23 protein-coding genes are annotated in these 25700 nt (G+C 46.5%); 8 read left to right on the top strand and 15 right to left on the bottom strand.

Annotation, left to right across the window (positions count from 1 at the left end; all coding sequences use genetic code 11):
• Window positions 1–381 precede the first annotated feature (381 nt).
• The 4 genes from JGK22_RS29550 to JGK22_RS29535 form a co-directional block, all read right to left on the bottom strand.
• Window positions 382–1347 carry an RluA family pseudouridine synthase gene (locus JGK22_RS29550; protein WP_293197543.1) on the bottom strand — a complete coding sequence of 322 codons (966 nt, stop codon included), beginning with the start codon at window positions 1345–1347 and terminating at the stop codon, window positions 382–384.
• 344 nt (window positions 1348–1691) lie between these two features.
• Window positions 1692–3134, bottom strand: a complete 1443-nt coding sequence (locus tag JGK22_RS29545) for an ATP-dependent DNA helicase RecQ (protein ID WP_293216922.1) — start codon at window positions 3132–3134, stop codon at window positions 1692–1694.
• A 36-nt stretch (window positions 3135–3170) separates the two neighbouring features.
• Complete coding sequence (locus JGK22_RS29540) at window positions 3171–3536, bottom strand: DUF4087 domain-containing protein (RefSeq protein ID WP_293175609.1); 366 nt, start codon at window positions 3534–3536, stop codon at window positions 3171–3173.
• Window positions 3537–3706: 170 nt separating this feature from the next.
• On the bottom strand, window positions 3707–4087 hold the full coding sequence (locus tag JGK22_RS29535) for a hypothetical protein (protein WP_293175607.1): 381 nt from the start codon (window positions 4085–4087) through the stop codon (window positions 3707–3709).
• Window positions 4088–4378: 291 nt separating this feature from the next.
• Between JGK22_RS29535 and JGK22_RS29530 the strand changes: the two genes are divergently transcribed.
• On the top strand, window positions 4379–4999 hold the full coding sequence (locus JGK22_RS29530; RefSeq protein WP_293175605.1) for a M23 family metallopeptidase: 621 nt from the start codon (window positions 4379–4381) through the stop codon (window positions 4997–4999).
• 380 nt (window positions 5000–5379) lie between these two features.
• Here the strand turns inward: JGK22_RS29530 and ftsH are convergent, their stop codons facing one another.
• Window positions 5380–7323, bottom strand: a complete 1944-nt coding sequence (gene ftsH / locus JGK22_RS29525) for an ATP-dependent zinc metalloprotease FtsH (protein ID WP_293175603.1) — start codon at window positions 7321–7323, stop codon at window positions 5380–5382.
• Window positions 7324–7981: 658 nt separating this feature from the next.
• Here ftsH and JGK22_RS29520 point away from each other — a divergent pair.
• Window positions 7982–8527 (top strand): NADPH-dependent FMN reductase, encoded by a 546-nt coding sequence (locus tag JGK22_RS29520; RefSeq protein ID WP_293189799.1) that lies wholly within the window; start codon window positions 7982–7984, stop codon window positions 8525–8527.
• A gap of 46 nt (window positions 8528–8573) precedes the next feature.
• On the opposite strand, the gene JGK22_RS29515 is transcribed toward JGK22_RS29520, so the two are convergent.
• Entirely contained in the window at window positions 8574–8804 is a 231-nt protein-coding gene (locus JGK22_RS29515) for a hypothetical protein (RefSeq protein WP_293175599.1), read from the bottom strand.
• Between the two features lie 521 nt (window positions 8805–9325).
• On the opposite strand from JGK22_RS29515, the gene JGK22_RS29510 reads away from it, so the two are divergent.
• Complete coding sequence (locus JGK22_RS29510) at window positions 9326–10045, top strand: TPM domain-containing protein (protein ID WP_293276663.1); 720 nt, start codon at window positions 9326–9328, stop codon at window positions 10043–10045.
• 44 nt (window positions 10046–10089) lie between these two features.
• Here the strand turns inward: JGK22_RS29510 and JGK22_RS29505 are convergent, their stop codons facing one another.
• On the bottom strand, window positions 10090–10473 hold the full coding sequence (locus JGK22_RS29505; RefSeq protein WP_293175847.1) for a DUF4346 domain-containing protein: 384 nt from the start codon (window positions 10471–10473) through the stop codon (window positions 10090–10092).
• Between the two features lie 261 nt (window positions 10474–10734).
• On the opposite strand from JGK22_RS29505, the gene dcm reads away from it, so the two are divergent.
• Window positions 10735–11697, top strand: a complete 963-nt coding sequence (gene dcm / locus JGK22_RS29500) for a DNA (cytosine-5-)-methyltransferase (protein WP_293314321.1) — start codon at window positions 10735–10737, stop codon at window positions 11695–11697.
• Window positions 11698–11754: 57 nt separating this feature from the next.
• Here dcm and JGK22_RS29495 read toward each other — a convergent pair whose 3' ends face one another.
• From JGK22_RS29495 to JGK22_RS29480, 4 genes are all read right to left on the bottom strand, one after another.
• Entirely contained in the window at window positions 11755–12141 is a 387-nt protein-coding gene (locus JGK22_RS29495; RefSeq protein WP_293198941.1) for a hypothetical protein, read from the bottom strand.
• A gap of 128 nt (window positions 12142–12269) precedes the next feature.
• Window positions 12270–12680, bottom strand: coding sequence for a hypothetical protein (locus JGK22_RS29490; RefSeq protein ID WP_293175591.1), 411 nt, complete (start codon window positions 12678–12680; stop codon window positions 12270–12272).
• A 162-nt stretch (window positions 12681–12842) separates the two neighbouring features.
• Window positions 12843–14651 carry an aspartate kinase gene (locus JGK22_RS29485; protein WP_293314319.1) on the bottom strand — a complete coding sequence of 603 codons (1809 nt, stop codon included), beginning with the start codon at window positions 14649–14651 and terminating at the stop codon, window positions 12843–12845.
• 401 nt (window positions 14652–15052) lie between these two features.
• Window positions 15053–15817 (bottom strand): Uma2 family endonuclease, encoded by a 765-nt coding sequence (locus tag JGK22_RS29480; RefSeq protein ID WP_293189804.1) that lies wholly within the window; start codon window positions 15815–15817, stop codon window positions 15053–15055.
• A gap of 329 nt (window positions 15818–16146) precedes the next feature.
• Here JGK22_RS29480 and JGK22_RS29475 point away from each other — a divergent pair, with 329 nt between their 5' ends.
• Both JGK22_RS29475 and JGK22_RS29470 read left to right on the top strand, forming a co-directional pair.
• Window positions 16147–16806, top strand: a complete 660-nt coding sequence (locus JGK22_RS29475; RefSeq protein WP_293314317.1) for an HAD family hydrolase — start codon at window positions 16147–16149, stop codon at window positions 16804–16806.
• Window positions 16807–17418: 612 nt separating this feature from the next.
• Window positions 17419–20763: a PAS domain S-box protein gene (locus JGK22_RS29470; RefSeq protein ID WP_293198943.1), complete on the top strand. Its 3345-nt coding sequence runs from the start codon at window positions 17419–17421 to the stop codon at window positions 20761–20763.
• Between the two features lie 572 nt (window positions 20764–21335).
• Here the strand turns inward: JGK22_RS29470 and JGK22_RS29465 are convergent.
• Complete coding sequence (locus JGK22_RS29465; RefSeq protein WP_293220441.1) at window positions 21336–21614, bottom strand: hypothetical protein; 279 nt, start codon at window positions 21612–21614, stop codon at window positions 21336–21338.
• A 346-nt stretch (window positions 21615–21960) separates the two neighbouring features.
• Between JGK22_RS29465 and JGK22_RS29460 the strand changes: the two genes are divergently transcribed.
• Window positions 21961–22692 carry a sucrose-phosphate phosphatase gene (locus JGK22_RS29460; protein ID WP_293314315.1) on the top strand — a complete coding sequence of 244 codons (732 nt, stop codon included), beginning with the start codon at window positions 21961–21963 and terminating at the stop codon, window positions 22690–22692.
• Window positions 22693–22819: 127 nt separating this feature from the next.
• A complete protein-coding gene (locus JGK22_RS29455; protein ID WP_293175576.1) occupies window positions 22820–23173 on the top strand; it encodes a DUF6464 family protein in 354 nt (117 codons plus the stop codon).
• Window positions 23174–23259: 86 nt separating this feature from the next.
• On the opposite strand, the gene JGK22_RS29450 is transcribed toward JGK22_RS29455, so the two are convergent.
• The 3 genes from JGK22_RS29450 to JGK22_RS29440 form a co-directional block, all read right to left on the bottom strand.
• Window positions 23260–23610 (bottom strand): hypothetical protein, encoded by a 351-nt coding sequence (locus JGK22_RS29450; RefSeq protein WP_293175574.1) that lies wholly within the window; start codon window positions 23608–23610, stop codon window positions 23260–23262.
• 76 nt (window positions 23611–23686) lie between these two features.
• The gene (locus JGK22_RS29445) at window positions 23687–23995 is read right to left on the bottom strand and encodes a DUF1830 domain-containing protein (protein WP_293175572.1); all 309 of its coding nucleotides are present in this window, start codon (window positions 23993–23995) and stop codon (window positions 23687–23689) included.
• Between the two features lie 1073 nt (window positions 23996–25068).
• On the bottom strand, window positions 25069–25455 hold the full coding sequence (locus JGK22_RS29440; RefSeq protein ID WP_293154432.1) for a response regulator: 387 nt from the start codon (window positions 25453–25455) through the stop codon (window positions 25069–25071).
• Window positions 25456–25700 lie beyond the last annotated feature (245 nt).

Below are 25700 nucleotides of genomic sequence, written 5' to 3'. Positions count from 1 at the left end.
TGTAAGGCTAACACTGCATAATTTCAGCCCAAAAGCGTTTGGCTTCCAAGTTTTCACAACTGATAAAAAAATCCGACCCACATCTGCGGAATGTGGGCTTGAGTTTTGAGGTTTGAGTTTTTTATTAAACTCGGAATCCAAAACTCAGGACTCATAATTTTTTGTCCGTGGTTAGTAGTTAGTAGTTAGTGGTTAGTAGTTAGTGGTTAGTGGTTAGTAGTTAGTGGTTAGTGGTTAGTGGTTAGTGGTTAGTGGTTAGTGGTTAGTGGTTAGTAGTGCTGTCCCCGCTCGCAAACAGTAGTAGTGCTGTCCCCGCTCGCGAACAGTAGTTAGTAGTCATCAATTCCCAATTATTAATTCCCCATACTCAGTTACCAATTATCAAATATGAGCTCGCAGGCGCAATATTTTTAGCAGAGTGTTGAATTGATCGGGTAAAGGCGCGATCGCCTCAATCAACTCTCCGGTTAACGGATGCTGCAATTGCAGGCGCCATGCGTGGAGGGCTTGTCCGGTTAAATTTACGCCGATGGAACGGTTGGAACTGTACATGGGGTCGCCGACTATGGGATGTTTAATTTCGGCTGTGTGGACGCGAATTTGATGGGTGCGGCCTGTTTCTAATTGATAGTGCATTAAGCAATAGTTGCCGATTCTTTCTTTGATTGTCCAGTGAGTAACGGAGGGGCGGCCGCCTTTTTGTTCTGGTACTACTGCCATTTTTTTGCGGTCTGTGGGATGCCGGCCGATGGGTAGGTCTATTGTACCTGTTTCGGCGTTAGGAACTCCGTAAACTACGCCTAAATATTCCCGGCGGGCGGTTTTGGTTTTGAGTTGGGCTTGCAGGTTTTGGTGGGCGATGTCGGTTTTGGCGATCGCGATCGCACCTGTTGTATCTTTGTCTAATCTGTGGACGATTCCGGGGCGTTGAACGCCGCCGATTTCTGCGAGGGGACAGTGGGCTAACAGGGCGTTGACTAAGGTACCGTCTAGATGTCCGGCGGCTGGATGGACGACTAATCCGGCTGGTTTGTTGATGATTATTAGGCTGTCGTCTTCGTAGAGGATGTCGAGGGGAATTGCTTGGGGTTCTAATTTTGTGGGCTGGGCTTCGGGTAAAGTGATGTGGATGCGATCGCCCGTTTTGACTGATATTTTTTTCGAGGTGCAGGTTGCGTCGTTGACTTTGACGTTGCCTTGTGATATCAGAGTTTGGATTCGCGATCTCGATAAGTCTGGTATCTGGTTTGACAGCCAAATATCTAATCGCTGAGTGACATTAGTTTGATTAAATTCCTCTGTATTTTCTACTGTATATATCTGTGCCGTAGTCTTTGTTTCTATCATTTATTGTTGACGATTTTTTGTCTTTATTAAGACAGGGCGCTTGAAACCGCGTCTATACGAACAAAACCCGAGCGAGCGAGGGGTTGAAGACAAAGGCAATTAAAATTACGTTATCCTCTCTTAGTCGGCGTCCGGCTGACATCGTGTGTATAGCCGCGGTTGAAACCGCCGTCTCATCTTTCATCCTAACATCTTTTAGTTTAATTGTCAGGGTGCATCTCAATGCAAGCGAATATATGCGTAGGGGCGAAGCATGACCGCAGACAATATGGGATTATAACTAATAACTTATATGCGGTCATGCTTCGCCCTCTTCAAAAACCAGATGCACCCAATTGTCAATTTCAGCGACAATTATCACAGTGCCCGCAGCGCATAGATGTAGCTTCCTTGGTAAAGCCAAAAGCTTGCAGCAAAAATTGCCACCTGCACTCCCGATGCTTGAGATATTTTGCCATTTCTTCGGGGGCGGTAAAGTTTTGTTTGACACTTTTTTGTTGTGCGGATTTGTCGATCGCATAATTGAAAGGATCTTCCCATCTTAACTGTCCGCTGCTGTGCAAGATCGAAAGGGCGATCGCACTTTCAGGGAATTCCCGCCCCACAGCATCTGCATCGCCCTTAGCCGGGAGTTGTTTCGCCAACTGCTGGGCTTCTCGAAATTGCGATCGCAATTTGTCTTGAAAAAATTGTGCTCTTTGTTTGTCATCGGGATAAAGCAAACCCGTCGGTTCGCTAATCAACGTCAGGGCGATCGATGATTTACCGTCCCGTCCGCCTCTACCTATTTCCTGAATGTATTCCGATAATAGCAAAGGTGCTTGAAAATGAACAACCCAGCGCACATCCGGCTTATTAATTCCCATCCCGAAGGCGCAGCTACAAACAACAAATTTCAGATCGTTATTCAGCCAAGCTGTTTCTATTTTTCGGCGCGATTCTGGACTCAAACCTGCATGATAGGCTGCCGTTTTATAACCCGCATCTTCCAACAAATCCGCCAAGTTTTCGCTATCTTTTCTAGTGCGGACGTAGACTAAACCTGCTTCTTTTGGTCGAGCTTTGATAAAATTTAATAACTGCTGTCTCCGCCCTCTGGGTGTCCAGACAGTTTGCACTTGCAGGTGCAGGTTAGAACGGTACGGACTCAGCAAAAAAGCTTCCGGCTTGTGTAGTTGCAAGACTTTGTTGATTGTTTGCTGCGCTTGGGGGTTGGCGGTGGCGGTGAAAGCTGCGATCGCAATTTTAGTTCCTTCCGGCTTAGATTTTAACAAAGCCGATCGCACTGTACCCAAACGGCGGTAAGCGGGTCGAAAAGTATCGCCCCACTGGACTAAACAGTGAGCTTCATCTAATATTAAACCGTTGATTGGGATGTGCGGCTGACTGATAATTTCCCAAACAGGTTTGCTGAGCAATGTTTCGGGAGATAGGTACAGCAATCTCAACTTATTTTGTTGTAGCGATTGCATAGTTTGTTGGCGTTGCTGTGCTGGTAATTGACTGTGGAGGAGGGCAGCGGGTAAATTGCGATCGCGCAATTCTTGCACTTGATTTTCCATCAGTGCGACTAACGGCGAAATCACCAAAGTTAAGCCTGTTTGTAATAAAGCTGGCAGTTGAAAGCAGATTGATTTGCCACCACCTGTCGGCATAATTATCATTGTATCTTTCCCGGCTAACAAACTGCTGACGATTTCTCCTTGAGGCGGCCGAAAGTCGTCGTATCCCCAGATTTGTTTGAAGGCGGCGCGGGCTTGATTTAATGATGTTGGTTCGTATTTCATTTGACTGAGTTAAAAAAATGTCTAGTTTTGCCACAACTAACGAATTTTTGGTAAATTCGGATCTTGGCGACAAGTCGAGAGTGGTAATTGTTCGCCACCTTGTATCGTGGTAATTCTGATTCGATTTCTATCTGTTACCACATCCAAACAAGCACAACCATATCCATAATTGACATTAGTTTTGACATATTCATCGTCGTTAAAAGGAGGAATATTATCCATTCCTCCGGCTTGATATCCCCCTTGCGCCGAGATAATCCACTGAGCATATTTGTCTTTGAGATACCAATTAGCAGGCGTGGGATTAATCAACCATCCGCACCTGGTTTCAGCCGCTTTCGCAGGAATAACAACGATCGAAAAAGATGAGATAATTGCAGGTATCAACCACTTTAGTTTCATAGCTTTACATCGTAATTTTTGAGCGACAATCATACAGGAATTACCTGCTTCAACAAAAGAAACCGGGTTTTTTAGCGAATCTGCGGGTGACAACGAAATATTGTCGCAAAAACCCGGTTTCTGACTACCTGCGCGTCCAGGAGTGTCCCAAATCCAAAATCTAAAATTGCCTAAGACTCGCCGTCTCGGCGCCCGAGTTCGTACACGCCACCGCCAATACAGGCGATCGTCCCCATAGATACCGCCCAACTGGCACCCAACGACAATTCGACGCCCCAATTGCACAATCCGCCCACAATCAAAAAGGGCAGAATACTCAACAGGGAAGCATAAAAGGCATTTTGAGCTTCTCGGGCTTGGCGGGTTCTCTCAAACTCCGCTTCCGAGGTGTAGAGGGATCTTTCGGCAAAATTCATCCAGCGGTTGAGTTGCAGGATTACCCATTCTGTGATGGGTGAGAGACCCCAATACAGGGCTAAAGACCATAATGACGCACCGGCGATCGCAGTTGCGTCTATGGCAAAACTAAAAGGAAAAATTTCAGTAAGCATTGCTTGATGTGTGTTATAAATTTGAGATTTCAGACGACATCCAAAATCCCCGAACTACTATAGTGTCAAGCAAAAGCTCGATCGAATTCAACCGCAGCCGAAATTCTGAGGCCATTTTTTTTTGCCTTACCCCCGCGTAAATGCCCGGAAGCCTTGACACGGGTTTTGGATGGAGTAAGATACACGTTGTTGATAAACTGATTCGCGAAGGAAGGGTAGATATCAGACGCCATCTTGCAGCGAATTGGCACTCCTCAACGCACACTCGCACACACATTCAACTTGTTCGCCGTGAAAAAAATCCTGCAAGACTCTAGAGGCCCGCTGACGGTAAAACGCTTTTTTCGTTTCAGACAGATGCTGCTGCTGGCACTTTCGATCGGCATTGTGTTGATCAGCCCTTATTTGCAGCAGCAGGTGGTCAAAGCTCAGTCAGGTTTACCAAGCAGAGTAGCGACGGGTAATTTGTGGCAAGAAGCTTCTTTTCCAGTGGAAAGTTTTGAAGCCTATACTTCCCCCTTCGGCCCCCGCGGCGGGGATTTTCATTACGGTTTGGACATGGCGGCCCCGGAAGGCAGCTACATCCGCAATTGGTGGGGGGGTCAAGTTGTGGAAGTTTGGGAAGATGGCAGGTGCGGTACTGGTATGGTAGTGCGATCGGGAAATTGGGATCACATCTACTGTCACCTCAAAGGTAGGGTGCAAACCGCTAACGGCGGGCGTTATTATATCGATCGTGAAGGCGGCCTGCAAATTTGGCAGGGTCAAACTGTGCCGGCCGGTGCGAGAATTGCCAGAGTGGGGATGACAGGGCGCACGAGTGGGCCTCACCTGCATTGGGGATTGAAGTACGGCGGCCGCTGGGTAGATCCGGCTTTGGTACTTCGCGAAATGTATTCCAATCAATCTTAATTAGTCTGGGAATGAGGACTGAAGTCCTCACTACAAACTTGTAATTTTTAGGTTTGTAGTGAGGACTTTAGTCCTAATTCTTCTTAGTTTGTAGTGAGGACTTTAGTCCTAATTCTTCCAAAAAGAAGGACTGAAGTCCTCACTACAAACCTTACTGTAGTGAGGACTTTAGTCTTAATTCTTCCAAAAAGAAGGACTGAAGTCCTCACTACAAACCGGGAGCATCTCAGTTTTGCATTTATAGTGCGAGCGTCCCCGCTCGCGTGCTTGTATACGCACGCGAGCGGGGACGCTCGCACTGTGAAGAAAAAATGCTTCTTGCAAAACTGAGATGCTCCCCTACAAACCTTACTGCAAACATTTAATCACTGCTGACTAATTCACGTTGGGGCTAACTCTTTTTTTGTTGTCAACTCGGTGTATCGATCGACAATTCGGCGAAATTCCTCACCATCGATGGTTTCTTCATCCAACAGCGCTTCGACCAGCTTGTCTACCAAAGCGCGGTTTTCGCGGATAATTTGGCGGGCTTCTTCGTAGCAGTGAATAGCGATTTCTCGGACTTGCCGATCGATCTTCATCGCCATTGCTTCAGAATAATCCGATCGCGAATTCCAGTCTCGGCCCAAAAACACCTCATTGTTCGGACTTTCCAAAGCCACAGGCCCCAAATCCGACATTCCGTAAAGCGTTACCATCTGTCTCGCTAGCTTGCTGACTTCTGTGATATCGCTGCTGGCGCCCAGAGTTACTTCCGCATCGCCGTAAACTTCTGCCTCCGCAGCCCGTCCTCCCAAAGCTACAGTAATCCGGCTTAACAGCCACGCCCGACTCCTCAAACCTTCGCTGTCAAGCATTTCTTCGTCGAGTACGTAGTTGGCAAAGCCTGCGATGCCACCGGAACGGGGAATGATCGTTACTTTTTCTAGGGTGTCGGTATTTTTGAGCATAGTTGATACGAGGGCGTGTCCGATTTCGTGGTATGCTACTAGCCACTTTTTCTTACTGTCGAGCAGCGGATTCAGAGTCAGCCCGATCGTAATTCGGTCGATCGCATCATTAACTTCCAAAGTACCAATCGTGTCTTTGCGTCGCCTCGCTGTCAGAATAGCTGCTTCATTGAGCAAGTTTGCCAAATCAGCGCCGGAAAAGCCTGGAGTGCGACGGGCAATCATGTCTAGGGCAACTTCCTCGTCGAGTTTTTTGTTGCGCGCGTGCACTTCCAAAATCCCCAAACGCCCTTTGTAACTGGGCAAATCTACCGTTACTTGGCGATCGAACCTACCGGGCCGCAGCAAGGCAGTATCGAGCACGTCGGGGCGGTTAGTAGCTGCAATCACAATCACGCCGCTGTTACCCTCAAAGCCGTCCATCTCTGTCAGCAACTGATTGAGAGTTTGTTCGCGTTCGTCATTTCCGCCGCCAATACCAGCACCGCGCTGCCTTCCTACGGCGTCTATTTCATCGATGAAGACGATGCAGGGCGCATTTTCTTTAGCTTTGCGGAACAAGTCGCGGACGCGGGAGGCGCCGACTCCGACGAACATTTCCACAAATTCGGAACCGGAGATGCTGAAGAATGGGACGGCTGCTTCACCTGCGATCGCTTTTGCCAACATGGTTTTACCTGTTCCCGGAGGCCCGATTAACAGAACTCCTCTGGGAATTTTGGCGCCGATGGCGTTGAAGCGTTCGGGTTTTTTCAGGAAAGTGACAACTTCTTGCAGTTCTTCTTTAGCTTCTTCGATTCCTGCTACGTCGTCGAACATCACGCCGGTTTTGGCTTCCATTTGGAAACGGGCTCGGGATTTGCCGAAGTTCATGGCATTTCCTTGCGATTGGGTCGATCGGCGCAGGATAGCCATCAACACTGCCAACACTGCAAAAATTACCAGCAAGTTTACTACTAAACTAACTGCGGCCGCGTTGTCGGCTGTTTGTTTGACTTCAAAGTCGATCTTTTTGGCGCGGATTTGCGAGTAGAGTTCTCGGTTGTTGTAGTCGAAGAGAGTAACAATTTGCGCCTGATCGCTTTTTTGATCTTTTAGCCTAACTTTGGCAGTTCTTTGGATTTCATCTATTTCGACTTTACTGACTTGTCCTTTTTCTATGTTGTCGATGAGTTGGCTGTAACTCATCGTGTTGTTTGGCGCGCTGTCGGCAAACACCGGGGTAGAGAGCAATATTCCTTGAGAAATCACCAAACTACCCAGGATGCGCCAAAGATTTCGTCCTGGAATTGATTTTTTAGGATTCTGCTGGCTCGATTTGTCTTTGTTTTCAGCTAGATGTCCCAGCCATGCGTGTTTCCAAGAATTTTTCATATTACTTTTTGCCCAAGGTGGAATACTGCCAAGATTGACCGCTTGTGGTTTGCTACGTTCGTTTATTTTAACAAGATGCCGGGTGTTCAATGGGTTTATCTGTCGATGACATCTCAATAGGTACCTGAAGATGCAGGATTTTGAACCCACTGCGACTCAGAAACCGGGTTTTTTCGCGGCATCAGGGGCTTTCACCAAGAATTTTGGCAAAAACCCGGTTTCTCTGTCCCTCCACTGAACTTACCAGAAAGAATTCGTTTAAAGCCGGAACCTTGAGCGGGAGAAATTAAAATCCGACTATTCATTACTCCAATCCTCGGACTTCCAGGTAGAGGTCGCTCTTAACTGTCAACTGTCAACTGTCAACTGAATTTACGCACTGCGACTCAGAAACCGGGTTTTTTACCAAATCTGTCGGCTCTCACCAAGAATTTTGGCAAAAACCCGGTTTCTCGGCCCCTCCCACTCTCTGCGACTCAGAAACCGGGTTTTTTACCAAATCTGTGGCTTTCACCAAGAATCTTGGCAAAAACCCGGTTTCTCGGCCACGTCAAATCCCAAATCTAAAATCGATTGACATTTGCCGATCGCACTTGTTAGACTAATCATAGTCGTAATGAGTACGTCTTAGTCAAGCAGTTATTGTTTTTCAACTCCTATGGTAAAGATTGTCGGCATTGGTGGAAGTTTGCGGGCTGGCTCCTACAGCCAGTTAGCGCTGACGGTAGCAGCAGGACGGATGCAGGCCCTGGGCGCAGAAGTTGAAATATTCGATTTGCGATCGCTCGATCTGCCATTCTGCAATGGCGAGAATGATTATCACGATTACCCGGATGTGGAAAAGCTGCGGAATGCGGTACGCCAAGCCGACGGTTTAATTTTGGCAACGCCGGAGTATCACGGTAGCGTTAGCGGTGTTCTCAAGAATGCCCTGGATTTGATGAGTTTCGAGCATTTGGACGGGAAAGTTGCGGGTGCAATCAGCGTGTTGGGAGGACAAGTCAACAACAACGCCCTTAACGATTTGCGAACGATTCTGAGATGGGTACACGCTTGGGTAATTCCCGAACAAATTGCGATCGGACAAGCTTGGAAAGCTTTTAGTCCTGATGGTAAATTGTTGGATGAAAAACTGTCTCAAAGGTTCGATGAATTTGCTATGAGTTTGGTAGAAAATACTAAAAAATTGCGAGGAATTTCGTAACACATTTTCCTAACTGTCAACTGTCAACTGTCAACTGTCAACTGAATTAAAATGGCATATCGATCGCATCCCCGAAAGGATGCGGTACGTCGATCGGCATTCTTCCGGGTTTAGACTCATAGTTGTCAATCCACTTTTTGGCCAATTCCAAAGCTTCCTCTTCAGTTTTGGCATTTTGGACGGCGACGTGGCGGTTGCCGCAGCTATCCCAAACTTCGACGTAGAATACTTTCTGGGATTGAAGAATCCAACCTTTATAAGTGTCTGCTGGTTCCATACTTAAAATCGTAAAATAATCCGGCGGGGAGTTGGACTGACGACCTAATTATAAATATTGCACCGTGTAAAATGAATTTTACAGGGGGTTCTATAGTATTTTTGGAAAAAAGTCAGTGTTACGGTTAACCTCGTCATTGACCCCAGCCCAAAGGCATGGGGCTTGAAAGAGGAAGGCTCACCACCTTCACAAATTCAGGACTAAACCAGTGTCTAGCCTACGTCTTTAAGACAAACTGAACTGTCTGGGAGTGGTATCCCGCAAAACGTTAAGAATGCCACCGCAGCGTTTTTAACCACTTTGGCAGTCAGTGGCGAAGGGAAATATACACCTAGAAATAGGGCTTACCGCAACTTTTCGGTAGCAAACACTATGCGTACAGGGTCGCAAAATTTGAAACGGTAATTGTCCCGTTGAAAGTGCAACACTTTCATCACACCGAACTCTTGCGACTCCAAGGCGGTAGTAACAACAAATGTAAAGCCGTCCTGAAAGGACGGGGTTTCAAACCCATTTTTCTGATGACTAGACTAGAGCAATTATTTAACTGGAGAAATTATCTCCAACAAGCGGCTGTGACGATCGCGATCGTCCTGATCGCATCCCAGATAGCGGTATTGCCGGCATTGGCGACGGGCGTTTACGAAATACCAGTGTTGTCGGCGGGCGATCGAACTTGGGTGTGGGACAAAGGCGACGTACTCAGCCGGAGTACCGAAAGCAACGTCAGCAGCGTGCTCGACACCCTGGAACAGAAAACAGGAAAACAAGTCAGGTTTGTCACTATCCACCGCCTAGACTACGGCGAAACGGCTGCGACTTTCACCGACCAACTGTTTGAACAGTGGTTTCCCGCAAAAGAAGACCAGGATAACCAAATTTTACTCGTTCTCGACACTGTTACCAACAGCGCGGCAATTCGCACCGGCGAAGGGGTAAAGTCACTGCTAAGCGATGAAATTGCCCAGAGTGTAGCTGGGGAAACTGTGCAAGTGCCGCTGCGAGAAGGTAATAAATACAACGAGGCATTTTCCGAAGCTAGTTCCCGGATTGCGACTGTGATGTCCGGCGAACCAGATCCGGGCGCGCCTAAAGTTGTTGATAACATTCAAGTTGAAGGCACGTTTAAAAAAGCTGAAGAAACAGACCAAGGTAATGCCACAGTTGTTGTGGTTGTGCTGTTGGTGTTGGCGACAGTGATTCCGATGGTGACTTATTTCTGGTACCAAGGTTTTTCTTGAACAGTTGACAGTTGACAGTTGACAGTTGACAGTTGACGCTGGGACTAATCTTGAACGTATTCTCGATCGTTCAACAAAGCAAGTTCTGCCCGCACAAATTCCCGTCCCAGATAAGCCGCGTGATCGAACATTGTCACCGGGCTGGGGCGGGTTTCTTCTAGGATTTTGACGCAAAGTTCTTTGGCGGTTCTGCCGCTAAAAAGCGTGCACTGAGTGCGTTCTACTTTGCCGCGGGCGGGGATGGGTTTGCCGGTTTCGGGATCGACGGCGAGGCCGCGATCGTCGATAATGTTGGTGAAGTGTTTGGCGCAAATTAGGCTGGTTTCGCGATCGATGTAAATGATGAAGTAGCCGCCCGGATCGAGGTCGATGTGGCGTTTGGACAGCTTGTCGTCGATGGCGGTGAGGTTTTCCAAGGTTTGACTCATGGTTGGTGAAAGGAAGTAGATAATGGCTGTATTTGGTTCTGCTATTTCTAGTTTAGTGGGCTGCGGGACAAGTTTGGGAGTTTTTTGGGCGATCGACATTCTACCCGATATCTGCATACACGGCAATTCCCTGTGGGATGTCGGTTTTTGTTTAGATTAGTTTTTTGAACCACAGAGAGCGCAGAGAGCGCAGAGTGGAAGAAGAGAGAGGAACAAAATCTGTTATTATTAGATTTAGTAATGTTTTACGTTAAATTATAGATGAAATTTATAGACTTATTTTCAGGCATAGGAGGTTTCAGACAAGGTTTTGAAAAAATGGGCTTTGAATGTGTTTTTTCCTGCGAAATTAACAGCAAATGCCGGGAAGTGTACGCAGATAATTTCGGAGAATTGCCTTTTCCAGACATCAGTAACATCAATCCAGCCGAGTTGGCAGACTTTGATGTTTTAGTAGCTGGGTTTCCGTGCCAACCTTTTAGCATCTGCGGCAAAAAGCTGGGTTTTGAAGATACTAGAGGGACGCTGTTTTTCGAGATTTGTAAAATTATTAAAGTAAAGCAACCTCAAGTAGTTGTTCTGGAAAATGTCAAGCATTTAATCCATCACGACAAGGGAAACACCTTAAAAGTAATTATTGCCAGTCTTGAAGATTTGGGATACAGCGTGAATTACAAAATGCTTAATGCTAAAGACTTTGGAATTCCCCAACACCGCGAAAGAATATTTATTATTGCAACTAAGGGTAAAGAATTCAATTTTTCTCGTCTCAAAACCAAGTTTCCGCCAAAACTCAGGGAATTTCTAGACGAGACAGGGGATTTTGAAATATTGGATAAATCCGAGTATACTTTAATTGAGTCTCCGAGAAAGCAAGATTCGGGATTGTTATTTGTAGGCTATAGGAATAAAGGTACTTGGAAAACTGGCGTCAGGCCGAATACAGAACATTTATCGAGGGTGCACAGACAGCCGAATCGCATTTATTCGGTGGATGGCGTCCATCCGACTATTCCTTCGCAAGAAACATCGGGCAGGTTTTTTGTCTATTTTCGCGATCGAGATTTGGTGCGAAAGCTGACGCTGAAGGAATGCTACCGTCTGATGGGTTTTCCTGAAGATTTTAAGAGTTATCCGAGTGCGGGGGAAAGTTACAAGCAAATTGGAAATTCGGTTTGCGTGCCGGTGGTGGAGGCGATCGCGAAAGAAATACTCGACGGTTGAAACCGCCGAGTATTATCAGGGGTTTTTAACCCGGATTTAATCTGAAAACTTGCTCAGCTATGTTTGCGAAGGTGTCCATACAATTCTCGATCGCTCTGCTAACAAATCAGCTAATCTTTCAGCCCTGTCTCGGTCATCTTTCACCTGAGGTAAACCGACAATCAGAGCGTGGGATGCTGAATCAGGTACTGCATCTAAACCTAATTCACGAATTTGTCCTACTTGCAGACTAGCAACTCCGAAACAATTGTTGAACTTTGCTGCACATTGTTCGGGTGAACAAACACTGGCAATTGTTACCGATAAACCAGGCTCATTGGGTCGAAGTAAATAAGCGAAAAGTAAAACTATATCGCTGGTTTCATCAATCCATTGTCTCCGAAGTAAAGCTCTATAGACAATAGCACTGTCAGCTAAAGAATCGAATTCATAGTTTGTAGTCATAAGTATTTAGTCATAAAAATGTCATTCGCAGAACAAATTGGATAAATTTTATCCACGAACAATAATTATTATAGCACTTCATTACATATTTAAGACTGCATCTGAGTGACTCCTCTAAAATTTATCAGTCATACCTGGTTAAACCACTCTAGCCAATGAACTAACGTTGACGCGGAAATGAGATCTTCCGATTTATATTCCTGATTCTTCTGATGATAAATGTAAGCTTTCCCCTCGGCATTAGATGGGCAGAATAACCTGACTCTACAATCAGTATTTAGATTTTGCCAAGCCAGTCTAATACTACCTTGGTCATCTGTACCAATCGAGCATTTAGGAAAACTGTTCCCCATACTATCATAGGCTTCAGCAATTAATTTCATCGCTGTCCTGAAAGCATATTCAGTTGGTCTTAAAATTCCGTACTCATCCTCTTCTTCTAAATCTAAAAGTTCTAGCAGACCTTCAACAGTGATGCGAAAATTCGATAAACCGCTATTGCTGCTGGTATCAGTAATTTTTTCGTTAGCTACTGTCATAAGATTAAATTCCTTTTAGTCGATCGCCAATTCGATCCTAACACAGTTTAATGCTCGGGAATTTGCAGTAAGAACTTTTGTTGCTAGTTCATAATAAATTAGGACTGAAGTCCTTACTACAAACCTGTAAGAAAGGACTAAAGTCCTGAGTCCGAACCTTTATCAGGCGGGAACTTGGATTCTTTCACTCCCCGAAAGCTCAAACGCGGCGTGAATTGCTTTCAAAGCTGTGACACCCTGCGCCTCATCCACAACGCAGCTAATCTTAATCTCAGAAGTCGCAATCATTTGAATGTTGATTTTGTGCTGCGAAAGCGCTTCAAACATCTTCGCGGCTACTCCCGGATGCGCTACCATCCCGGAACCTACTACGCTAACTTTGGCGATTTCTGTATCGACTGCGACTTCGCCCCAGCCGAATTCAACTGCTGATTTTTCTAGGACTTCTTTAGCTGCGGCGGCGTCTATTTGTGCTACGGTAAATGCTATGTCGCGGGTTAAGATGCCGTCGATATTGTGGCAGCGTTGCGATTGAATGATTGTATCTACGCTGATATTTTCTTCGGCTAACAGTCCGAACAGTTTTGCTGCTACTCCAGGGCGATCGGGTAATTGACGAATTGCCAGACGCGCTTGATTGAGATCCAACGCTACAGCCCTGACTGCGGGCGGTTTGTTCGATGAGGAATGCAGCCCGACAGGGGAGTTGGCGACATCAAATGCTTTGCAGAGTTCGGCAACTGCCCGATCGCAATCCGTAGCATCGATCGTACAACTAACCTTCACCTCGGAAGTGGAAATCATCTGAATGTTAATTCCCGCATCCGCCAAAGTCTTAAACATCTCGGCTGCTACCCTCGGCCGCCCGATCATTCCCGCACCCGCAATGCTAACTTTAGCTATGGGTCGTTCCTCTGCTTTCACTTCGGGTTCCCCCAATTCTGGGCGAGAATTCTTACCCAAGGCGGGGACAATTGCATCTGCAACCGCGACAGCTTGATTCAGGGAATTTCGCCTGACTGTAAAGGCGATATCGTTCGTATTTCCTTCGTGAATTGATTGGATAATTAAGTCTATATCGAGGTGTTGTTGCGCGATCGCACCAAACAACCGCGCTGCTACTCCCGGGCGATCGGGCAAACGCAACAGCGACACCCCCGCCTGATCCAAGTCAAATTCCACCGCATCGACCGCTTTTGCGAGCTCCAAGCCCTCCAAAGGCCGGGGTTGGGGGGGAGGCGACACCACCCGCGTACCGGGGGCGTCACTCCAGCTAGAAAGCACGATCAGCGGCACGCCGTAATTTTTGGCAATCTCTACCGCGCGCGGATGCAGGACTTTTGCACCCAAACTCGCCAATTCCAGCATTTCGTCGCAGGTGATCTCATCCATCAATTGCGCGTCGGCTACCAAGCGCGGATCTGTAGTTAGAATTCCGGGCACGTCGGTATAAATTTCGCATCTGTCGGCGCGCAAGGCTGCGGCGAGGGCTACTGCTGTGGTATCGGAACCGCCGCGCCCCAAGGTGGTGATTTCCAATTCTCCGGCGTCGGCGATGCCTTGAAAACCGGCAACGACGACAACTTTTCCGCTATTTAACTGGGTTTCCATGCGCGCCGGATCGATTCGCAAAATCCGGGCGCGGGTGTGGGCGGCTTCGGTGACAATCCCGACTTGGGCGCCGGTGAGGGAAATGGCGGGCTGTCCCATTTCCTGCAATGCCATACTCAAAAGTGCGATCGATACTTGTTCCCCAGTGGAAAGCAACATATCCATTTCCCGTTTGTTGGGATTTGGGGAAATTTCCTTAGCGAGTTTCACTAAACCGTCGGTGGTTTTCCCCATTGCTGAAAGTACGACGACGAGGGAGTTTCCAAGCTGTACTGTTTTGACTACTCGTCGGGCTACTTCTAAAATGCGATCGACTGTACCAACCGATGTTCCACCATATTTCTGAACAATTAGTGCCATAGGACTTACACAAAAGTGATGCAATACTTTACTAATCAATTAATATACGCAAATTCTGGATTAGAACCGATGTCAATCTTGTTTTTGGGGCTGGTAGCTGCCAATCAAGAAACCGGGTTTTTGGCGAGATTGAGGGTTTGAATCGAATACTTGGGCGAAAAAACCCGGTTTCTCGTCACCGCTGCTTCAACCAGTTGACAGTTGACAGTTGACAGTTTGAGAGCGACCTCTACCCTTAAGTCCGAGGATTGGAGTAATGAATAGTCTGATTTTAATTTCTCCCGATCGGGCTTTGGGCTTTCAAGCAATTCTTTCTGGTAGGTTCAAAGAAACCGGGTTTTTGGGAGATTGAGGATTTTTTGCGAATATTTTGGCGGAAAAACCCGGTTTCTGGCTACCTATTAGCTGCCTTCTAACTCTCGCAAACGCGCTTCCAAAGCTTGAATTCGCAACTCAGCTTCTATGCGCCTTTGTCGTTCTTGTTCTGCTGCTAATTCGGCTTGTTCTGCCCGTTCATCAGCGGCCAGCAGCAAATTCCCCTCAGCATCCCACCAGCGCAGCCAAGGCAGTTCTACGCCCTGATAAACTCCTTGCCAAATGCCCAATTCCAATCCCATTGGCTCGATTTGGTAATGTCCGCGCTGATTTTCTGACATTAACTCAAATCTATCTTCTACCAAATGATAGCATTCTATTTTGGCTTTTTTGACTTCATAAATTCCGTAAAAAGCAGGTCTAATAATCCGTTCGTAAATCCAGAATTTCCCCTTTTTGGGAGTTTTATCTCTTTCTTCGCTGCCATCTCCCGAAACAAATTCTAGTATAATTAACGGCGGCATTAATTCTTTCCACATCACATAGGAACGCCGCATATTTCCGTCGAGAGTTGGCGGCACGTCGGGCACGTAAAACCAATCTGGTGCTTCGGCTCCTTTTTCGGGCGGTTCCGGGGGTTGCGCTACTCGCCAGTAAATACCTGAATCTTGACCGATGCAGTATTGTCCGTCGGGATGAACTTGGTCTAGAATAGGTCTAATTGATGTTGTTAAGAGGATGCTTTGAGGGTGTTCTTGAAAGTTTTTCACAAAAGTACCGTCGGAGTCTGGTAATTGAGTGTGGTCTGGAAAGTCTGTTGCTAAAAATTCGGGTTTTTCGGTGACATTCATCTTGACCTCTTGAATGTTGAAAGATTATCGGCAGTCACTAAAAGTTGGGAATTGGGAATTGGTAATTGGGAAAAATGTAATTGCCAGCACACATTACTTAATTGAGTAATAGTATACTGGTTTATTGGGTGCATCTCAACTTTGAAGAGGGCGAAGCATGACCGCATATAAGTTATTAGTTATAATCTCATATTCACTGCGGTCATGCTTCGCCCCTACAGATATATTTCCCAAACTCCCGATGCAACCCGTTTATTGTTATTTATAGATTGACAATTCTATTGTATCATCGTTTTCAGCCTCATGTTGCTATCTAGGGAATTTTGAATATGAGTCAGTACAAGTTAATTATTTTCGACTTTGACGGCACTTTGGCAATTACTCATAAAGCCATTATATCTTGCATTACTAAAACTTTTGAAAGTTTTGGTAATACACCGCCTGAGGCAGATATAATTCAAGGGACGATCGGCATTAATTTACCAAATACTTTTAAAATGCTGCATCCGGCGATCGAGGAAAGCGCAATTCCCGAATGGGTTGAAACTTACCGCTCTTATTATCGGACTGAAGGTGAAAAGCAGCTCGATTTATTTCCTGGTACCAAGCAAATTTTGCAGTTGGCGAGCAAGTCGGGATTGAGCTTGATAGTTTTCAGCAACAAACACGTTAGTTTTGTAAATCTGTTCCTGGAAAAGTTGAGAATTAACGGTTTTTTTGATTTGATTTTAGGTGATGACGGACAAATTATTCAAAAACCCAATCCAAGTGTTTTTCACTCGATAATTAAACCGCTGTTCCCGGATTTGGATCACAGTCAAGTGTTAATGGTTGGCGATACAGCGGTTGATTTGCTGTTTGCTAAAAATGCTGGGATAGATGTTTGTTGGGCGGCTTACGGATATGGCGATCGCGCTGAGTGTCTGGCCCTAGCACCGACTTTTGCGATCGATGATATTTCCGAACTGGCTGCGATCGTTCAAAATTAATCTTGACTCGGTTTTTTTTCAGAATAGTTTGGATCGTTTAACAACTAAAAAAGATTTGATTAAAAACATTTCACTAGAGCTAGAGTTTCTATTTTGGCTCTAGAGGTAAAACTTTATTGCCGGCAGCAGTAAGCCGACTAAACGCTGTTAATTAATATTAGTTTTAAAAATGAATGCAACTGTAGGTAAACTCCCAACTGCGAGATTCATCAGCAAGTCCCAATCTAAAGTCTAAAATCTCAAATGGTATAAACTATACCAGAGATAGAGAAGGCGCGGCAACAACTATTATAAGTTAACGGGTAAGAGTCGTTTGAATGCAAAAAGTACAAGGTAGAAGGCAAGAAAAACCCGGCACACTGATTTATTGTTGGTATAATTTAATGCATAAATTTTGGAGGATGATTTTCTAACTTCGACATATAGTGGATCTAGCTCTCATATTCGCGGACGTTGTTGGGAAGAGGGCCCTCTTAATTTAAGGGTTATATAAGCTGTCAGTCATACCTCATCTTTTTGAGAAAGGCTATATAAGAAAATAGGAAATTTTTGTTAAAATTGCAGGGTATGCTGCCGATCGCGATCGATAATAAACTCAATCTATAAAAACTTATGCAGATCGATATAAGTATTCCTTTTGACAATCTATCGCCGAATCGTACCGGCCCCAATGCACCGAATTTAATAGAAGAAGTATGGAGGCTGTACGATCGCGCCCTGGCAGCTACCAGCAACGGCATCGCGATCGCGGACGCTACACTTCCGGACAACCCAATCGTCTACTGCAACCCAGCTTTCGAGAAGATTACAGGCTACGATCGCAGCGAAATCATCGGACACAACTGCCGTTTCCTGCAAGGCCCGGATACCGATCGCGCAGCCGTCGATCGCATCCGCGCAGCCCTGCGAGAACAACACGACTGCAAAGTAGTTCTCAAAAACTACCGCAAAGACGGCACGCCCTTCTGGAACGAACTCACCATCTCACCGGTGCGCGATAGCAGCGGCACCGTTACCCACTTCATCGGCGTCCAAGCTGAGATCACCGATCGCATTCAAGCAGAAGAAGCCCTCAAACAAGCCGAGGCAAAATACCGCAGCATCTTTGAAAACGCCACCGAAGGCATATTTCAAATCGCCCCAGACGGGCGCTACCTCAGCGCCAACCCGGCACTCGCCCGCATCTACGGCTACGATTCTCCGTCAGAACTGATCGCAAAATGTTCGGCAACAAACATTTATGTCGATCGCACCCGCCGCGCCCAATTCGTCGCTACTATTACCAAAAAAGGCTCCCTGAAAGAGTTTGAGTCCTGCATACTCCGCCGGGACGGCAGCACTACCTGGATCTCGGAAAACGTGCGCGAAGTTGAGGGCGAAAACGGCGAACTCCTTTACTACGAGGGAACCGTCGCCGAAATCGCCGATCGCAAGCGCGCTGAAGCAGCCCTGGGCGATCGAGAATATTGGCTGAAAACCGCGATCGATGCCGTACCCGACGCAGTGAACCTCACAGACAGCGAGGGGCGCTGGCTGATTGCTAACGACTGCGCCCTCCAACTTTTGGGCCTCGATACCTCAGACTACCAGGGCAAAACTACCGCCGAACTTGCTGCTACTGCCGATCCGAGAGTCAGAGAAATCCTGCTAACTTGGCAAGAAACCGAGGAAACTACCTGGGAAGCCGGTACTCTGACTTGCACCCGCCAAGTTGTCTCCTTACCTACAGGCGGCAGCAATTGGTTTGAAGTGCGGAAAGTGCCGCTGTTTAACCCCGACGGTTCCCGCAAAGGCATGGCAGTGGCGGGGCGGGACATCACTCAGGAAGTCGAAGCAGAGGCAGCTTTGCGGGACAGCGAACAGCGGTTCCGGGCAATTTTTGAACGCGCTGCGATCGGCATGACAGTGGCTACCCTCGAAGGCGTGGCGATCGCGACTAATCCGGCATTTCAAGCTATGCTGGGGCGATCGGAAGCCCAACTGCGCGGCGCCGGCATCGACGACTGGGCGCATCCGGAAGACGCAAAGTCCGATCGCCACTTGCGCCAACAGTTGGTCTCAGGATCGCGCGAAGCTTACCAAATCGAGAAGCGCTACCTCCGCCTAGACGGCAGCATCAGGTGGGGACGCCTCAGCGCCTCTGTCATCCACAGCAGTCACGAAACGCCACAGTTTATTTTGGAAATGGTAGAGGATATTACCGATCGCAAACTTGCCGAATCAGCTTTACTGCAAAATGAAGCTAAGTGGCGATCGCTAATTCTCAACAGTTCCGACATCATTACCATTCTCGACGGCTGCGGTCGCATTGTTTACGAAAGCCCTTCTGTAGAAACAGTCTTGGACTACGAACCAGAGGAACTCATCGGTCAAATTGCCCTCGATTTCATTCACCCTGATGACCTGCCCTCGGCGATTTCCGACGGCGAAAAACTGCTCGCAAATCCCGGCGATCCGATCGCCCTCAAAGGTCGGTTCCGGCGCCCTGACGGTTCTTGGTGTTTTCTCGAAGGAGTCGGCATCAACTTGCTAGCAGACCCCGCTGTGAACGGAATTGCGATCAACTCTCGCGACATGACGGCGCGCAGACAAGCAGAGTACCGCCTCAGCAAAATCAACGAGTGCTTTTTGGGATTCACCACCGACGCGGGCTTGAACATTCAGCGCCTGACATCCTTAGCCGGCGAGCTTTTGGGGGGAAGCAGCGCCATCTACAGCCACGTCGGTGGCGGGCTGCTGCGGGCGATCGCGACTTGGCAAGCGCCGCCCGATTACCCAGAGGTCGATCGCGCCGAAGGCCATGTCTGCACCGATGTCTGCCACCAAGCCAGCGATCGGGCTGTGGCGATTCCTGACTTGCAGAACACGATCTACGGCGAAATCGATCCCGCTGTCATCCGCTACCAACTCAAAAGCTATCTGGGACAAGCAGTCAGGCTGGGTGAGAATTACGTGGGTGCCGTGTGCGTAGTCTACACCGAGTCGATCGCACCCACAGAAGCCGACTGCAAGCTGATCGGAATTATCGCTGGGGCGATCGGAGTTGAGGAAGAACGGGCTGCTGCTGCCGATCGCGATCGACAAAAATCCCAGGAATTGCAAACAGCTTTGCGCGAATTGCAACAAACTCAAATGCAATTAGTCCAAACCGAAAAAATGTCTTCCCTCGGGCAAGTGCTAGCAGGAATTGCCCACGAAATTAACAACCCAGTTGGCTTTGTCGCCGGCAATCTCTGCCACGTCCGCGGCTACGTTCTCGACTTGCTAGACATCGTGCAGATGTATCGAGAAGAATTGCCGAATCCCCCAGCCAAAATTCAGAAACAAGCTGAAGATATAGACTTAGAATTTTTAGCAGAAGACCTGCCCAAATTGCTAAATTCGATGCACACAGGATGCGATCGAATTGTAGAAATCATTCAAACTCTCCGCAATTTTTCCCGGGCAGACGAAGCTAAATTCAAGCCTGCCGACCTTCACGAAGGTTTAGAAAGTACCTTGTTAATGTTGAACAGCAGGCTAAAAGCCAAGGCACACTGGCAGGGAATTGAAGTAATTAAAGAATACGGAGAACTGCCAAAAATACCATGTCATCCCGGACAGCTCAATCAGGTATTTATGAATATCTTGGCAAATGCAATCGACGCTTTAGAAGAAAGCAGCAGCCCAGCCACAAATACCCCCAATTCAAGTTTTCCAGCAATCACAATCAAAACTGAAATGATTGATAACAATAGAATTTATATTCGCATCTCAGACAACGGCCCGGGAATTCCCCAAGATAATATCGTGCGTTTATTTGACCCATTTTTTACCACAAAGCCCGTAGGTAAAGGCACCGGTTTGGGTTTGTCAATTTCGCATCAAATTGTGGTTGAAAAACACAAAGGTAAATTGCAGTGCCTCTCGGAACCGGGGAAAGGCACTGAATTTATCATCGAACTTCCAATTCAATAAGAAATGAGAATTAAATAACTTATAATCTTTATTGTTCTTGTGGGATGGGCGTCCCCCCCGTCCTTTGTGTACGGGCGGGACGCCCATCCCACTTTCAAGAGTGTAAATTATTTAATATGCGATCCTAAGCTCGTTTCTTCCACCTTGTACCATATTCGATCTAATACCAAGCAAGAAAAAATCGGGTGCATCTGGTTTTTGAAGAGGGCGAAGCATGACCGCATATAAGTTATTAGTTATAATCCCATATTTTCTACGGTCATGCTTCGCCCCTACGGATATATTTGCTTGCATTGAGATGCACCCAAAAAATAAAAAATCGTTGTTTTCTCACATATTTTCGTGCTTGGCGTCGCTCGATTTTCGCTCTTTTTTTGGTACGATATTTCTGCGACGCAACCTACAGATACTAATCATATCATGTCCGGTCGATTACCATAACAAAAATGGTTTGTAGTGCGGACTTCAGTCCGTAAAATGCTGCGGACTGAAGTCCGCACTACAAACCTTTCGTAGTCCGGTTAATCCAGCGGACACCATATCAGTGATTCCCAAATCTAAAATCTCAAATCCTATGACTTCTGTCGCGTCTTGTTGTATACTAAGGAGATCAGAGGTGTCAGTCTGGCTGCTAGTTTCGGCACTGTACCGACTTCAGTAGCTTTTTCAGACTGAGGAAAGTTTGTAATTTCTAACTCATTTGGGGGCAATTTACGAATTGCCCCCTTACTTTTGGGGCTGTTGCTGCGATCGCCCGCGTGCTGTATCTTGTCATAAAGCTCGATCGACAATTCAATCAATCCGCCAGCCCTTCTCCCCGATAGCTGCGACACTTCCACCTCAACCCCCATCAGCCTTTCGTCTGACAGACTCCCTCGCTAGCGCAACTTCTGGACTTGAGTTATCCTGAACCTAATCCATTGTGGCAGCTTGACGCCCCCTGTCGCACCACAAACCAACAAAAGATCACAAAAACTAAGATAATTTTATTCTTGTAATTAAGTCTTGTAATTAAGGAATTACCAGAAACAATTGGTTGAAAGCCCGCCCGCCCGATCGGGAGAAATTAAAATCAGACTATTCATTAGTCCAATCCTCGGACTTCCTTTGTCAAGTGTCCTCAATCGGTCAACTATCAACTGTCAACTGTCAACTGTCAACTGTCAACTGTCAACTGAACAATTCCCAATTATCAAAATGAAATTCTTATTAGTGACAGATTTAGACAACACATTAGTCGGAGATGACGAAGCAACTCAACTTTTAAACCAGCACTTGCGATCAAAGCGATCGCAAATTTGTTTAGTTTACGCTACCGGGCGTTCCCATGCTTCAACCTGCGAGTTAATTTCCCAAAAGCAACTGCTAGCCCCCGACTATACGATCGCAGGTGTAGGCAGCGAGATTTACCAAAATGCCACCCTCGATTTAGATTGGGCGGAATATATTTCTCAAAACTGGGATAAAATTGCGATCGCCTCTTTAGCTCAACAGTTTAAGCAGCTTAAACCCCAATCCCTAACAGAACAAAATTCTTGGAAAATCAGTTATTGTCTGGAACCAGAAGCAGACAACAGCTCGATTCTCCAGGAATTGCAGCAAAAATTAACCGCATCGGGACTAGCAGCTCAAATCATTTTTAGCAGCAATCGCGATCTAGATATCTTACCAAAAACTAGCAATAAAGGCAATGCCCTAACTTATTTACAACAGCGCCTCCAAATTCCATCGAACGCAACATTAGTTTGCGGCGATTCTGGCAATGATATTAGTATGTTTGAACAGGATGTTCGGGGAATAATCGTTGCTAATGCTATGTCAGAACTCTTAGCATGGCATCGCGAATATGGTACTGAAAATCATTATTTAGCTGGCTCTGCTTGCGCTGGGGGAATCCTGGAAGGAATGACTTATTTTTGGGAATTTTGATGGTATAAAAGGCCATTAAAGGTTCGTAGTGAGGACTTTAGTCCTCATAAGATCAGAGGACTGAAGTCCTCACTACAAACACGGAGATTGCGATACCATCAGCTTGTACTCGCTTGTCGCACCGCACATGGAACAAAATACTTTACCAGTAGAAGTGATTCTCTCTCACTCCCGCCAATCCCTAGGGAACATTCGGCTGGATTGGACGCCACAACCGGGGAACTATCTGGATTTAGAGGGAAAAACCTACGCTGTCTTGGAACGCCACCACCGCTATCAACTCAAATCCGGGCGCTACCAACTGCAAAAAATTGCCTTGTACGTGCAGTCTGCCGCACTGCCGACGGAAAGAACATTTGTCAGCGGCATCTGGGTTATCGGAGTTGCTAGCTGCCACTTTAACGCTCGATCGGAAATTCTGCGCTGTGCTGTCAACCCCAATGGCCCCTGCGAGGGCTGCCGCGATTACCAAAAGTGTTGAATGCAAGCTCTGCGTACAGACAATTTTAGCTCGATCGGGCGATCGAGAGTGCCGAGGATCTCGGCATCTCCCTCAATTACCGAAAACTATCTAAACCAACTACCAACTCTAGAATCGAATTTAACTTCTTCCCGAACGCGATAATCTACCTTCTGATAGCTGTGCAGTAAGTCGCGAATGCCAGTATGAATCAAATTTTCTATCTGTAGCAACTGTTCTGAAGAACAGCGAACCTGAACTTTTTGGTTCGCTGACTCGCCGGAGTCGATCGCAGTATATTTATTAGGAACTCTGCTCAGCACGTAAGCAATTAAATCCTGCCGCAAGCCCGAGTGTGAAAAAACCTGTTGGTGGGGATGGTTGGGATAAGACCCCAAGATAATTTCTACTTCCTCTGTGACTACGCCCAAGGTGATATTGACAAGATTTTTCTGCATTTTCCCAATTTCCCAAATACTACTGAACTTAGATATTTGTTGCCCCCGATCCAGTTCGTCTCATTTCTCCGGAACTTTAGCGCGCTAATACCGCATATTTTGCTTCCGGAATAACCCGATCGAACTCAGAACTTACCTCTTCTATAACCCGCAGCACGTAGCAGGGAATATTGTCCGATAAAATAGCACTTGCCACCGCGCCTGTATGAATTTCTAATACTGCTGTTGCCGCAGCTTCAAACATCATTCGCTGCCCCGGAAACATCACTCTTTCAAAGTACCAATTAGGAATGTTTCCAATCCGCAAAACCTGAATTTGGTTAGTAGCATTGGCGTAATAGCACAAGATTTGGTTGTTACCTTGAGAAGATAGCTGATATGACATTTGAGAAATCTCCACACTCTTTAAAAAACTTACTCAGACTTCGCTTTGCCTATTCGTCGCAATTGCGAGTTTGGCTGTTGACAAAATGACCTACTTATTTTCTCGACGTTATTCGACAGCACGAATCACATCCTCAGTTATTAATTTATTTTTGATTGATTTTTCCTGCCAACACTTAGAATACTTGCACCGAAACCAGTTTTTTCCGGTTGAAAAACCCAGTTTGGTTGGTATGCAGTGCCTAACCCCTGATTGATTCAGGTTGGTTGTGTTGTCGCACTCCTCAATCAAAAGTACCGTCACTCACCAAACTCTCCTGACAACAGGTTTGTTTTTTGGCAGCCGGATGCTACTGAGAGTGCGACCTTCACTTGAAGAACCTGGGATAAACATTATCTAAAAAATATGAGGAAATTATGAAGATCGTCATTGTTTTAAATCAATATATTTTGCTCAAAGCATGGATTATAACACTTAGGCAGAAACCGGGTTTTTCCCTACCAACTTCGCTGTATTAGGGAGTATGGCTTAAACCATTTGGTCGATCGAGCAACAATCTGTAATTTATACAACAGTAATCTAAGTATAAATACGCATAAAGCCGATCGACTTTATGGGCAACAAAAGACCCCGACTCCCTGAGGTTATCTCTGGAACTTCTAGGGAATCAGGGTTTGAAGTAACCAATCACCGATCGATCTCAAAGCTAAATCAAAAAAATGAGGAAATTCTGAAAACAGCCCGAAAACTTCGACTTTCCGGGACGGAGAAAGTCGGTTCACCAAGATAATTGCGAGATTTTAGCAAGAGGCTGAGAACCATAAACCGGATTTCCGATCGCCATCCGGCTTAAATTCCCCGTTAGATCAAATCCGGTAGCATCGGAATTAATATTACCCACAGAAAGGACACGGCAGTGCCGTGTCCCTACAATAAATGCTTGCGATGGTTATATTTCTCGATCGCGCGATGGCAAGAGAGCAAGAGAGCCCGTGCTACGATTATTTTGCGGCGCAAGAAACGGCATTGCCGTGTCCTCCTTTGCTGAGAGTTAACAGTCAACTTTCCCCAGCTTAAAGCAACGTTTCCCAACCCAAAATTCCCGCAACTTGCTGCGCCAAACTCAAAGGATCGAAAGGCTTGGCAATCACCCCTGCTACCCCCAAATCAGCAAACTCGTTCAAATCCATCGCCTGCACCTTAGCCGTCAGAAAAATCACCGGAATCTCTCGAGTAGTCGCATTTTTTTGCAGCAAACCAAACAAAGTAACTCCGTCCATATCGGGCATCATTACATCGAGTAGAATAGCATCAGGGACTTGAGTTTCAGCTAAAACCAATCCTTTGCTGGCCTCGGGCGAAATCAGCACCCTCCAGCCACCTAAATGTTCTAGACAAGCCTGAATCACGCTACAGAGGTTTTGTTCGTCATCGATTACCAGAATCTGCTTTGCTGACATAATTAAAACCCTTATTTTAAATTAATCATCGTAAACTGAAAGAAAACTTATATCAATTCCGGCTGCGCTCATACATGATAGAGGAAAGGAGACGGCTTAGCCTTAGTCCCTACCCCAGATTAATTGTAGGGACTAAGGCCAAGCCGTCTCCTCATTTCGGCTAATAATTCCGATGCGATTTGATATTAGTAGGGTGGGCAATGCACACCGATACGCAGTGCCCACCCTATATAGAGTGCGTGCGT

Source organism: Microcoleus sp. PH2017_08_TRC_O_A (assembly GCF_020738665.1).
GTDB lineage: Bacteria > Cyanobacteriota > Cyanobacteriia > Cyanobacteriales > Microcoleaceae > Microcoleus.
The sequence above is the reverse complement of the archived record's forward strand: the minus strand, read 5'-3'. Positions and strand labels throughout refer to the sequence as shown.

Coding starts and splice junctions, on each gene's coding strand:
- JGK22_RS29470 (WP_293198943.1), top strand. CDS start 17,419: ATGCAGATCGATATAAGTATTCCTTTTGACAATCTATCGCCGAATCGT.
- JGK22_RS29550 (WP_293197543.1), bottom strand. CDS start 1,347: ATGATAGAAACAAAGACTACGGCACAGATATATACAGTAGAAAATACA.
- JGK22_RS29450 (WP_293175574.1), bottom strand. CDS start 23,610: ATGCAGAAAAATCTTGTCAATATCACCTTGGGCGTAGTCACAGAGGAA.
- JGK22_RS29495 (WP_293198941.1), bottom strand. CDS start 12,141: ATGACTACAAACTATGAATTCGATTCTTTAGCTGACAGTGCTATTGTC.
- JGK22_RS29540 (WP_293175609.1), bottom strand. CDS start 3,536: ATGAAACTAAAGTGGTTGATACCTGCAATTATCTCATCTTTTTCGATC.
- JGK22_RS29485 (WP_293314319.1), bottom strand. CDS start 14,651: ATGGCACTAATTGTTCAGAAATATGGTGGAACATCGGTTGGTACAGTC.
- JGK22_RS29440 (WP_293154432.1), bottom strand. CDS start 25,455: ATGTCAGCAAAGCAGATTCTGGTAATCGATGACGAACAAAACCTCTGT.
- JGK22_RS29515 (WP_293175599.1), bottom strand. CDS start 8,804: ATGGAACCAGCAGACACTTATAAAGGTTGGATTCTTCAATCCCAGAAA.
- JGK22_RS29535 (WP_293175607.1), bottom strand. CDS start 4,087: ATGCTTACTGAAATTTTTCCTTTTAGTTTTGCCATAGACGCAACTGCG.
- ftsH (WP_293175603.1), bottom strand. CDS start 7,323: ATGAAAAATTCTTGGAAACACGCATGGCTGGGACATCTAGCTGAAAAC.
- JGK22_RS29490 (WP_293175591.1), bottom strand. CDS start 12,680: ATGACAGTAGCTAACGAAAAAATTACTGATACCAGCAGCAATAGCGGT.
- JGK22_RS29465 (WP_293220441.1), bottom strand. CDS start 21,614: ATGGGGGTTGAGGTGGAAGTGTCGCAGCTATCGGGGAGAAGGGCTGGC.
- JGK22_RS29545 (WP_293216922.1), bottom strand. CDS start 3,134: ATGAAATACGAACCAACATCATTAAATCAAGCCCGCGCCGCCTTCAAA.
- dcm (WP_293314321.1), top strand. CDS start 10,735: ATGAAATTTATAGACTTATTTTCAGGCATAGGAGGTTTCAGACAAGGT.
- JGK22_RS29445 (WP_293175572.1), bottom strand. CDS start 23,995: ATGTCATATCAGCTATCTTCTCAAGGTAACAACCAAATCTTGTGCTAT.
- JGK22_RS29510 (WP_293276663.1), top strand. CDS start 9,326: ATGACTAGACTAGAGCAATTATTTAACTGGAGAAATTATCTCCAACAA.
- JGK22_RS29460 (WP_293314315.1), top strand. CDS start 21,961: ATGAAATTCTTATTAGTGACAGATTTAGACAACACATTAGTCGGAGAT.
- JGK22_RS29455 (WP_293175576.1), top strand. CDS start 22,820: ATGGAACAAAATACTTTACCAGTAGAAGTGATTCTCTCTCACTCCCGC.
- JGK22_RS29520 (WP_293189799.1), top strand. CDS start 7,982: ATGGTAAAGATTGTCGGCATTGGTGGAAGTTTGCGGGCTGGCTCCTAC.
- JGK22_RS29480 (WP_293189804.1), bottom strand. CDS start 15,817: ATGAATGTCACCGAAAAACCCGAATTTTTAGCAACAGACTTTCCAGAC.
- JGK22_RS29475 (WP_293314317.1), top strand. CDS start 16,147: ATGAGTCAGTACAAGTTAATTATTTTCGACTTTGACGGCACTTTGGCA.
- JGK22_RS29505 (WP_293175847.1), bottom strand. CDS start 10,473: ATGAGTCAAACCTTGGAAAACCTCACCGCCATCGACGACAAGCTGTCC.